The organism is Streptomyces sp. NPDC055815 (assembly GCF_053616475.1).
Genome location: NZ_JBSHDU010000001.1, coordinates 80,225 through 89,568, shown reverse-complemented (window position 1 = coordinate 89,568; position 9,344 = coordinate 80,225). Strand labels below are relative to the sequence as shown.

Here is a 9,344-nt window from a genome sequence, read left to right as displayed (position 1 = left end):
GTGGGTTTGTGGGGCCCGGGGCCCCGCCCCGGCAACCCTTGTATTGGGCCTGTGGGTGTGGCCCCCCCCCCGCCGCCGGGGTGGCGCCACAACTCCTGCTCGTCATAGGGAGCGGCGCGCGGGTAGGAGCGGTGGCGCATTGTTGCGTAGGGCGCGCAGACATAGACTTGCGCGTCCCGGCAACGACGCATCGAACGGAGCGCACCATGCCCAAGGTCACCGCGATCGCCCTGCTCAAGGCCGCCCCTGGCGCCGAGAGCAAGGTCCGTGAGCAGGCCCTGTCCTTGGTCGCGCCGTCGCGGGCCGAGCCGGGCAACATCAGCTACCAGGCGTACGTCCACCCCGAGGACCCCAGCGCGTGGCTGGTGTTCGAGGAGTGGGAGGACCGCGCCGCGTTCGAGGCGCACCTGTCGAGCCCGCATCTGACCGAGGCGCTCGCGGCGGGTCCCGGAATCCTGGTGGGCCCGCCGGCCGAGCACGTGTTCACCGCTGCGGAGTGACCGACACCCCGACGTAGACCTGATCCCCCGTCACCTTCGGCAAGTCCTGCCAGACGGTGCCGGGGGCCCGCTGTCTTCCGGCCGGTCGGGTGGCGGGGGCGCCGACGCCCCGGCCCACCCATCCCCTGAAACGACATCCCCTCGCGGGCGGCCTGGTGCGCGCCTGGGACGATGACCGCATGTCCGAGGAGTCGAACCTGCTGTCCAGCTCGTGGCCGCCCGCGCCGTCCGAGGCAGCGAGCTGGTTGCTGGAGCTGTGCGGCGACGGCATCACCGGATTCATGCCGCCGGCGATGCCCGACGCGGCGTGGGTGCTCAACGCCATGTACGAGCATGAGCAGGGGCCCGCCGACGTGTCGTACCACGAGTACCGCCAGGCACGCCTGGCGGACGGGAGCACCCCACCCCACGTCGTCGCGGGCATCGACCTCGATGCCGTGGGCGTGACCACGGGTGGAGGCCTGGGCCGCGCCCGGCACCCGGGCCCCGGCTGGCGACGGCTGCGCTGGGCCGAGCTGGCCCGGAGGACCGGCGAGCCGGCCGTGCCGGACGGGCTGATGCCCTCGTACCGTTGCTTTCCCTCGGCCAAGAAGGAGGGCAGCTGGCCGCTGGGCGTGATCCCGCCGACCGAGGGGAGCCTCGACCGCGAGACCTGGAACCGGCTGATCGCCCTCCTCACCCAGTACAGCCCCGCGGGCCCGGACACCCGATGCCTGGCCTACTACAACCCTCTGATGCTCGGAGCGACCGACTTCGACAGGCTGCATGTGCGTACGGGTCGGCTCGGCGACGCAGAGATGCTCTACGACCACTCCGAGGCCGACTTCAGCCCGTCCAACCTCTGGGCCGACGACCGCGCCTGGGTCGTGTGCACCGACTACGACCTGTGGGCCACCAAGGTCGCCGGGCCCCCGGCTCTCATCGACGCGTTGCTGAGCGACGGTGAACTTGAGGCGGTACGACTGCCCTGGGCGCACTGACGGCGATGTGCTGCGCGACGCGCGCCTGCGCCCAGGTGTCGTCTTTCATCGGCAGTTGCCGTCGGCTTCAAGGAGTGGGCGCTGAGATCGGCGCCCCGAAGGTTGGCGTCTTGGAGGTCGGCGCCGGTCAGGACCGCACCGACGAACACGGTCTCGGCGAGGTAGGCCCCACCCTTGCCCCTTGCCCGCCCCTCACGGCCGTCCCCCGCCCGGACCCGCTCATCGCGCCGCTGCCTGGTCGCCGCCCTACGCTCCAGACATGCGACGCCTCCAGATGCACATGTCCCGCGAGGCCCAGGACGCCCTGCTCCAGGCCCTGCAACAGCTCCGGGCAGAGCTGAAGGGGCCACCCCGGAATTTCCCGCGCACGTTCTCAGGGCGGCGGAGACCGCGAAAGCCGAGCTCCAGCTGCCCAACAAGGACGCCACCCACCTGCCGTTGTTCACGATCGACCCGCCGGCCTCGAAGGACCTGGACCAGGCCATGTACCTGGAGCGGCGGCCCGGAGGCGGGTACCGCGTGCACTACGCCATCGCCGACGTGGGGGCGTTCGTCAGGCTCGGCGGCCCGCTGGACGCCGAGGCCCGCGACCGGATCGAGACGCTGTACTTCCCCGATCTCAAGGTGCCCCTCTATCCGCCCTCGATCTCCGAGGGACCGGCCAGCCTGCTCCCGGACCAGATCGTCCCGGCCCTGCTCTGGCAGCACGACCTCGACGCCGACGGCAACGTGACCGACTCGACCGTGAGCCGAGCCAAGGTCCGCAGCCGGGCCAAACTCAACTACAAGGGCGTGCAGCAGGACATCGACGCCGGCACGGCCGAGGAGTCCGTCGCCCTTCTTCGCGAGATCGGCAAACTGCGGGAAGCCGTCGAGGCCGCGCGCGGCGGGATCGCGGTGAACCTGCCGAACCAGGAGGTCACCCTGGAGGACGGGGAGTTCCGGCTGCGCTACGCGGCCCCCCTGCCCGTGGAGGGCTGGAACGAACAGATCTCCCTCATGACCGGCATGGCCGCGGCCCGGATCATGCTGGACAGCGGTACCGGGATCCTGCGGACCCAGAAGGAGCAGTCCGACCAGCAGGTGGTCCAGCGCGTGCACGAGATCGCGAAGTGCCTGCACATCGACTGGAAGCCCGGTCTCTCGTACGCCGCGCTGGTCAACCGCCTCGATCCGGCCGACCAGAAGCACATGGCCTTCCTCAGCGAGGCCACCGCCATGCTGCTCAAGGCGGAGTACACCACCTTCCGCGACAACCACATCCCGGAGTACACGCGCCACGCGGCGATCGCGGCCCCGTACACCTCCGCCACGGCCCCGCTGCGGCGCCTGATCGACCGGTACGTCGGTGCGCTGTGCGTGACCGCGTGCGCCGACAAGCCCCCGCCGAAGTGGGTGCTCGACGCCCTGTACTGCCTGCCGTGCGACATGGCGCGGGGGAAGGGGAGGGTCGCGGAACGGCGCGCGGTGGACCTGGTGGAGGCCGCGGTGCTCAAGAACCGGGTGGACGAGATCTTCGGCGGCCTGATCATCAACACCGACAAGGAGGACGGCAGGCCGAAGGAGGGCACCGTGCACCTGGCGGAACCCGCCGTGAGAGGCAAGATCACGTCCGCGGGTGACCTCACGCTGGGCGCGAGCGTCCAGGCCAAACTCACGCTGGCCGACCCCCTCGGCCTCGACAAGGAGAAGATCCTCTTCGAGGCGCTGTAGTGGCCTGCCGCCTCAACTCTCTCCACGTGCCGAACCCCTGGAGGTGGACCTTCGGGGGTTCGGCACACGGGCAGAGAAAGGGACAGGGGCCGGGGCCGTCAGAAGGCCGTGACGGGCTTCGGGTTCGGACCGTAGGCGTTCTGGCTCTGCTCGCCCTCCGTGGCAAGGAAGACGATCAGGATGATGGCGCCGACCAGGGGAATCAGGCCGAGGAGGATGAACCAGCCGGAGCGGCCGGTGTCGTGCAGGCGGCGAACGGTCACGCCGAGGTGCGGCAGGAGCACGGCCAGGAAGTAGATCGGGTACAGCAGCGGGAAGGTGCCGATCGCAAGGTCGACGGTCACGACGACGAGCACAGCGATGATGTTGAACAGTAAGAACATCCAGTGTTCCTTGCGGCGCGCACGCCCACTGAACACCACGTACTTCTTGAGAACTTCGAGGTACCAGTTCACTTTTCCCCCAACAGTCAGGTGTGCGAGGGGAGGCCTCCCCCCCGTGGAGCAAGCTTTGCGCACGACCGATCATCTTGCTTTCGCTTCGCGGAATCCTGGCGCGGTCGTCTCGCGTACCCGTGGGGTCATGGTCGGTGTCCGGTGACGGCAACCGAGCTCCCTACCGACGGGAGCGGCTGACCACCGGCCCGGAGGTCGTGCTGGTTGGAGGTACCCGAAATCGATGGCAATGTGAACCCGGTCAAAGCAACCAAGAGAGCCGTGCGGGGCCGGGCTTAGCATCGGGTCCTCCACATCCGAGTCCTACTCCGGATCTGCCCCGCCCCGCCATCGGCGCGCGACTCGGCGCTTGGTCTTCGCCCGTACCCGCTCGCGCAACAGCGCCTGGTAGTGCGCCGACTTCTGATCACCGAGCTCGTAGTACTCGCAGAGGTCGGCCACCGCCTCGGCGTCCTGCGCACTACCGGTGAGACCGGCCTGCATGAGCAGCCAGAAGCCCTCCCGTACCATCGCCCGGAACTCGTCTTTCTCGCGCGCCGAAGGCGACGCGTCGTCGTAACCCGAACCGTAGGCTGCACACAGGAGCGTCTCCAGGAAGTCACTCCTGACCTCTGGCAGAACCTCACCTGCCAGCGCCGCGAGGATGACGCCGATCGCCGGCCCGGTGCACTCGGCGATGAAGCAGGTGTCCTCGACATGTCCGGAGAGGTCGTAGCCGAACGCATCCTGGGGACTCTCGGCGGTCAACAGCGTCTCGAACAACAGCGGCACATGCTCTGCCGAGTCACCACAGGCACAGCGCAGCGCGCTCCAGTCGTGCCGCGCCAGCTCGGCGCGCACCAGCTCGCTGACGCCCATCCCCACCCCGTTCTTCGACTGGATACAAACTCCATGATCCAGTATCCGGTCAAGGCTCTTGGGCACGGGCACGCCGATCCCGTCACGGCGTCGCGGCCAGAGCCGTCCTCATGCCCGTGATGTGGACATAGTCGTACCTGGTTGACCGGGAGCGGTCGCTCCGTGATTCCGGGACGGCGCGTGTGCATGCCGCGGGGAGTTGATTGACTGCGGCGGTGAAGATCTTGTCGCCTCGTGTCCTGCGGGCCCTTGACCGGTTCAATGCCGCCTATCCCTGGGATCACAACGCCCACTACCATCGCTGGATCCTGCGGCAGTTGCCCCAGCGTTTCCCCATGGCTCTGGACATCGGCTCCGGCAGTGGTGATCTCGCAAGGCTCTTGGCCGTACGGGCCGACGCCGTACGGGCCGTCGATTCCGATCCGGTGATCACCGCGCAGGCCCGGAAGCTGACGCCTCCGGCGCTTCCCATCACCTTCACCGTCGCGGATGTCACGGCAGACTTTCCCGCCGACTCCTACGACGTGATCACGTGCGTCGCCACGATCCATCACCTGCCGTTCGCCGAGACGCTGGCCCATTGCCGCCGCCATCTGGCGCCGGGAGGGACCTTGGTGGTCGTCGGCCTGTCCCGCGCCAAGACGCCGGGGGACCACCTACTCGGCGCCATCGCCATCCCAGCCAACGCCGTCATGGGTTGGCTGAAGAACAGGGGCCGCCCCTCGCTCCGGCCCGTCTCCATGACGGCTGCCACGCGCTCAGCGGACATGACCTATGGCGACATCGTCCGTGAAGCCGAGGAAGTGCTCCCTGGCGCACGGCTGCGACGACGGCTCTTCTGGCGCTATACGCTCGTGTGGCACCGGAATTGCGAGGCTGGCAGGCGAACGCGTCGCACGCTCTGCGCAACCGAGGGAGCGGCCACGATGCGGCGGCCGACCCCCGAAGGCGAACCGCCGAGTGAACACCAGCATCAGGAACGCTGATGCACGGTGAAGCAGACCGCGTTGGACGTGATGGCGGCCGCGGCTTCAGGATGGCCGCATGACCGTTTCCCCTGCCATCGCGTCCTTCGCCGTAGTGGCCGCGATGCTCACCATCATGCCGGGGCTGGACACCGCTCTGGTGCTGCGCTCCGCCATCACCCTGGGCAGACGCCGGGCCTTCGCGACGGCACTGGGGATCCTGTCGGGCGTGCTCGTGTGGGGTGTCGCCGCCGCCGTCGGCGCCTCGGCGGTCCTCACGGCTTCCCACCTCCTGTATGACGCGCTGCGTGTGGCCGGTGCGGGATATCTGGTGTGGCTGGGGATCGGCATGCTCCGTCGGTTGCTCAAGGAGCGCGGCCGGCCCGCGTCGGGGGATCCGGCGGAGGGAGCAGGAGCCACGGCGGCGGAGCCCACGTGGGCACGGTCCTGGGCTCGCGGACTGGGCACCAGCCTCCTGAACCCGAAGAACGGCGTCTTCTACATGGCGATGCTGCCCCAGTTCATCCCCACGGACGCCCCGCATCTCCTGATGGGAGTCGTCCTGGCGATCGTGCATGACCTGGAGGGACTGGTCTGGTTCAGCGCGCTGATATTCGGCACTCATCTCGTCCGCCGGTGGCTGAACCGCTCCTCGGTGCAGCGTGTCATCGACGCGATCACCGGCACGCTACTGGTCGGCTTCGGTATCAAGCTGGCACTCGGGGACAACTGACCACCGAGCCCGAGCGGCAACCACTGCGACGGCAAGCAGGGTACGGAAGGACACGAGGTAGCGAGCAGGCCGCGACCGCAGGTACCGGTCCAGCACGGCGCCTCCGGCGACCGCAAGGGCGAAGGCCGCGCCAACCCAGCCGATCCCGGCGGGGCCACGACCGCGACCGTGCCCAGGAGGCGGGCCGGGCACCGACTCCGTACAAGCGGAGCTCCACCGGGACGAGCCCGTCGGACAGGCCCTTGACCCCCTGGAGCATCGCACCGAGGTAGGAGAAGACGGCGATGGTGGAGGATCTGGTCAGCGCGGTGGTGGCGCAGGCGATCCACGACCGGGGCAGGCCAAGGAGCGCAGTACCCGGCGCAGCGCCAGGCGAGGAGTCCTCGACCTCGTGAACAACCAGCGCCCGGTGCAGAGGGCGTACGCGCGCGGGGTGGTCGAGCGGGTCGCGCGACCGGCCAGGTGACGTCGGGTACAGCGGGCGCGTGTCGGGGGTGAGACTCCGGAACGCCGGGTCATGCTCGTGGGCCGGGGGGCCGTGACACCCACACACGAGGACAGTGCATGCGATTCCCACGCCCCAGTACCTCTGCACTCAGACGCGCCGCGACCGTCTGCGGCGCCGCGCTCCTGATGACCACCGGCCTCGCGGCGGACGCCCAGGCCGCCATCCTCCCCGGCCCAGTCGTCGGCTGGGGCGCCAACAACACCGGGCAGTTGGGCAACGGAAACACCACCGACAGCCCCTTCCCGGTCCGCACCACGCGCATCCGGCGGGTGATCGACATCGACGGCGGGGTCAACCACAGCGTGGCGCTGCGCGCAGACGGCACCGTGTGGACGTGGGGGCTGAACAGCTACGGCCAGCTCGGGGACGGCACGAACACCGGCAGCACCCGGCCTGTCCAGGTCTGCGCGCCGGGCCAGACCGCCCCCTGCGGCAGCTACCTCACCGACGTCGTAGCCGTCGCCTCGGGTGCGTTCCACAACCTTGCGCTGCGGGCCGACGGCAGCGTCGTCGCCTGGGGCGACAACGAATACGGCCAGCTCGGCGACGGCACCATGTCCAACCGCAACGCACCCGTCCAGGTGTGCGCCCGGGCCCAGACCGAGCCCTGTTCCACTTTCCTCACCGACGTCACGAGCCTCGACGGCGGCTCCTGGCACAGCCTGGCCGTGCACTCCGACGGGACCGTCAGCAGCTGGGGCCTCAACTCCTCCGGCCAGCTCGGCGACGGCAGCGAGGACTTCCAGAAGTCGATCCCCGTCCAGGTCGCCCTCACCGGCACGGCCGGCAGCGTGGCGGGCGGCGGCAGCCACAGCCTCGCGCTCCTGACCGACGGGACGGTTCGAGGCTGGGGCCACAACTTCTTCGGCCAGCTCGGCGACGGAACGGCGACCGGCACCAACACGCCCGTCCAGGTCTGCGCGCCGGGCCAGACGGCCCCCTGCGGCACCTTCCTCACCGGCGTGAACCAGATCGCCGCGGGCGGCGACCACAGTGTCGCGCGCCTGTCGCTCCAGAGCCAGGAAGGGGTCGTCGGCTGGGGCGACAACCGCAAGGGCCAGCTCGGCGACGGCACCTTCAACCACCAGCAGAACCCGATCCCCGTACGGGCCTGCGCCGTCGGCCAGACCGCACCCTGCACCAGCTTCCTCACCGGCACCTTCGACATCGCCGCCGGCAGCGAACACACCCTCGCCGTGGCATCGGACCTCACCGCCCTCGGCTGGGGCTCCAACGCCAACGGGCAGGTCGGCGACGGCACGACGGCCGACCGCAACATCCCGTCCCAGGTCTGCTCGGGCCGCCGGCCCAACCCCTGTGCGGAGCCACTGACCGACGTGATCTCGGTCGCGGCGGGCATCGCACACAGCCTGGCCACCCACCACTGACCGAGGACTGAAACGCGCGGATACGGCCGGACACCGCCCTCGTGGTGTCCGGCCGCTCCGCTGAACAGTGCCCCTGCGCCGAGCGACCGGGTCCGCCGCCGCCACCGCCGTCCTCGCCAAGGCTCAGCAGGACGCCGCCAAGAACGCGCGGCAGAACTCTGACCGGCTCCGGTCTCCGATGCTGGGCACCGCCGTGATCGGCGCGGACGTCAGCTCGTCTGCCTGGGTGGCACAGGTTCCTCCCCGAAGACCCAGGGCGCCAGGACGACGAGCCAGCCGTCGGGGTCTTCGAAGAGGACGGCGCCGTGCTCCGGCCAGTAGGAGTTTGCCGCGGGGACGGGACGGTGCCCGTGCTCGGTGAGGCGCCGGGACGCGGTGGCGACGGCTTCCGGACCGCGCAGATAGAGGACCAGCTGGTTCTCCGGATCCGGCTCGGGGATACGGGGCCGGTCGCTGTGCTGCAGCAGTTCCATGTGCACCGGGGTGCCCGGCAGGCCGAGGACGACGCCGTCGTAGCCGCTGTGGCCCCGCCACTGGGCGAGCACGGGCAGACCGAGGACATCACGGTAGAAGACCACGACGTCGTCGTAGTTCGCCGTCGGCCGGGCGAAGCGGACCGCGCCGACATCGAGGTGAGAGGGCCAGGAGTGGGTCATGCGCCGATCGTGACAGGCGTTTCGGGGGAGCAGTATCGGACTTTGGATGTACGACCACACAAGACCTGGTGCCCCGTCAGCACGGCCTCTCGCGTACGCCGAACTTTACGGCTGGTGTTGGTCGTAGGCGTGGCGAGCGGCGGCGATGGCTGGGCCCGCGCGGCGTGCCCAGTCAGAGAGAGCTTCGAGGGGCGCGCGGATTTCCTCGATGAGCGGGGTGGTCGCGTACTCCACGCGGGGTGGTGCGTCCGGGTGGACGGTGCGCGTCACCAGGCCGTTGCGTTCGAGGTTGCGCAGGCTCAGGGTCAGCATGCGGCGGCTGATGCCCTCGATCGACCGTTCCAGTTGGGTGAAGCGGAGGGGGCCGCCGCCGAGTTCGACGAGTACTTGGGCGCTCCACTTGTCCCCGATCAGGGCCAGTACTTCGCGGAGCGGGCAGTCGGCGGCGGCGTGGGAGTGCTGGGCGGCTGTGACCTGGTCTGTTACCGAGGTGTTCCGTTGTGACAAGAAAGTGCCTCCTTCCCGGCGGTTCGATCCTGCTTCAGGATGAAGCCCGTTACAAGTCGTAACGTTCCTGGCCAGGGGAGT

Annotated in this window: 10 protein-coding genes and 1 pseudogene; 6 read left to right on the top strand and 5 right to left on the bottom strand. The window is 69.6% G+C overall.

The genetic code is table 11. The annotated features are described in order from the left end of the window. The first annotated feature begins 206 nt into the window (after positions 1-206). Both ACWGN5_RS00520 and ACWGN5_RS00515 read left to right on the top strand, forming a co-directional pair. A complete protein-coding gene (locus ACWGN5_RS00520) occupies positions 207-500 on the top strand; it encodes a putative quinol monooxygenase (protein ID WP_453510229.1) in 294 nt (97 codons plus the stop codon). Between the two features lie 179 nt (positions 501-679). Continuing rightward, positions 680-1,480: a hypothetical protein gene (locus tag ACWGN5_RS00515; protein ID WP_453510227.1), complete on the top strand. Its 801-nt coding sequence runs from the start codon at positions 680-682 to the stop codon at positions 1,478-1,480. On the opposite strand, the gene ACWGN5_RS00510 is transcribed toward ACWGN5_RS00515, so the two are convergent. Next, positions 1,378-1,965 (bottom strand): pentapeptide repeat-containing protein, encoded by a 588-nt coding sequence (locus ACWGN5_RS00510; protein ID WP_453510225.1) that lies wholly within the window; start codon positions 1,963-1,965, stop codon positions 1,378-1,380. The two genes, ACWGN5_RS00515 and ACWGN5_RS00510, sit on opposite strands and share 103 nt — an antisense overlap. Between ACWGN5_RS00510 and ACWGN5_RS00505 the strand changes: the two genes are divergently transcribed. After that, positions 1,919-3,193 (top strand): RNB domain-containing ribonuclease, encoded by a 1,275-nt coding sequence (locus tag ACWGN5_RS00505; RefSeq protein WP_453510224.1) that lies wholly within the window; start codon positions 1,919-1,921, stop codon positions 3,191-3,193. The two genes, ACWGN5_RS00510 and ACWGN5_RS00505, sit on opposite strands and share 47 nt — an antisense overlap. A 98-nt stretch (positions 3,194-3,291) precedes the next feature. Here ACWGN5_RS00505 and ACWGN5_RS00500 read toward each other — a convergent pair whose 3' ends face one another. Beyond that, the gene (locus ACWGN5_RS00500) at positions 3,292-3,648 is read right to left on the bottom strand and encodes a DUF805 domain-containing protein (RefSeq protein WP_453510223.1); all 357 of its coding nucleotides are present in this window, start codon (positions 3,646-3,648) and stop codon (positions 3,292-3,294) included. 303 nt (positions 3,649-3,951) lie between these two features. Continuing rightward, entirely contained in the window at positions 3,952-4,506 is a 555-nt protein-coding gene (locus tag ACWGN5_RS00495; protein WP_453510221.1) for a hypothetical protein, read from the bottom strand. Between the two features lie 215 nt (positions 4,507-4,721). Between ACWGN5_RS00495 and ACWGN5_RS00490 the strand changes: the two are divergent. The 3 genes and pseudogenes from ACWGN5_RS00490 to ACWGN5_RS00480 all read left to right on the top strand — a co-directional run. Further along, positions 4,722-5,372 (top strand): annotated as a pseudogene (locus ACWGN5_RS00490) (class I SAM-dependent methyltransferase); the annotation flags it as partial. 178 nt (positions 5,373-5,550) lie between these two features. Further along, positions 5,551-6,204 carry a LysE family translocator gene (locus tag ACWGN5_RS00485; RefSeq protein WP_453510220.1) on the top strand — a complete coding sequence of 218 codons (654 nt, stop codon included), beginning with the start codon at positions 5,551-5,553 and terminating at the stop codon, positions 6,202-6,204. Positions 6,205-6,768: 564 nt separating this feature from the next. Beyond that, on the top strand, positions 6,769-8,100 hold the full coding sequence (locus ACWGN5_RS00480) for an RCC1-like domain-containing protein (RefSeq protein WP_453510218.1): 1,332 nt from the start codon (positions 6,769-6,771) through the stop codon (positions 8,098-8,100). 209 nt (positions 8,101-8,309) lie between these two features. Here the strand turns inward: ACWGN5_RS00480 and ACWGN5_RS00475 are convergent, their stop codons facing one another. Both ACWGN5_RS00475 and ACWGN5_RS00470 read right to left on the bottom strand, forming a co-directional pair. Next, on the bottom strand, positions 8,310-8,756 hold the full coding sequence (locus ACWGN5_RS00475; protein ID WP_453510216.1) for a VOC family protein: 447 nt from the start codon (positions 8,754-8,756) through the stop codon (positions 8,310-8,312). A 105-nt stretch (positions 8,757-8,861) separates the two neighbouring features. Continuing rightward, the gene (locus ACWGN5_RS00470) at positions 8,862-9,263 is read right to left on the bottom strand and encodes a winged helix-turn-helix transcriptional regulator (protein ID WP_453510215.1); all 402 of its coding nucleotides are present in this window, start codon (positions 9,261-9,263) and stop codon (positions 8,862-8,864) included. Positions 9,264-9,344: the final 81 nt, after the last annotated feature.

Bases quoted from the DNA above. Each gene is read 5' to 3' on its own strand.
- ACWGN5_RS00475 (WP_453510216.1), bottom strand. From the start codon at position 8,756: ATGACCCACTCCTGGCCCTCTCACCTCGATGTCGGCGCGGTCCGCTTC.
- ACWGN5_RS00495 (WP_453510221.1), bottom strand. From the start codon at position 4,506: ATGGGCGTCAGCGAGCTGGTGCGCGCCGAGCTGGCGCGGCACGACTGG.
- ACWGN5_RS00515 (WP_453510227.1), top strand. From the start codon at position 680: ATGTCCGAGGAGTCGAACCTGCTGTCCAGCTCGTGGCCGCCCGCGCCG.
- ACWGN5_RS00480 (WP_453510218.1), top strand. From the start codon at position 6,769: ATGCGATTCCCACGCCCCAGTACCTCTGCACTCAGACGCGCCGCGACC.
- ACWGN5_RS00485 (WP_453510220.1), top strand. From the start codon at position 5,551: ATGACCGTTTCCCCTGCCATCGCGTCCTTCGCCGTAGTGGCCGCGATG.
- ACWGN5_RS00510 (WP_453510225.1), bottom strand. From the start codon at position 1,965: ATGGCCTGGTCCAGGTCCTTCGAGGCCGGCGGGTCGATCGTGAACAAC.
- ACWGN5_RS00520 (WP_453510229.1), top strand. From the start codon at position 207: ATGCCCAAGGTCACCGCGATCGCCCTGCTCAAGGCCGCCCCTGGCGCC.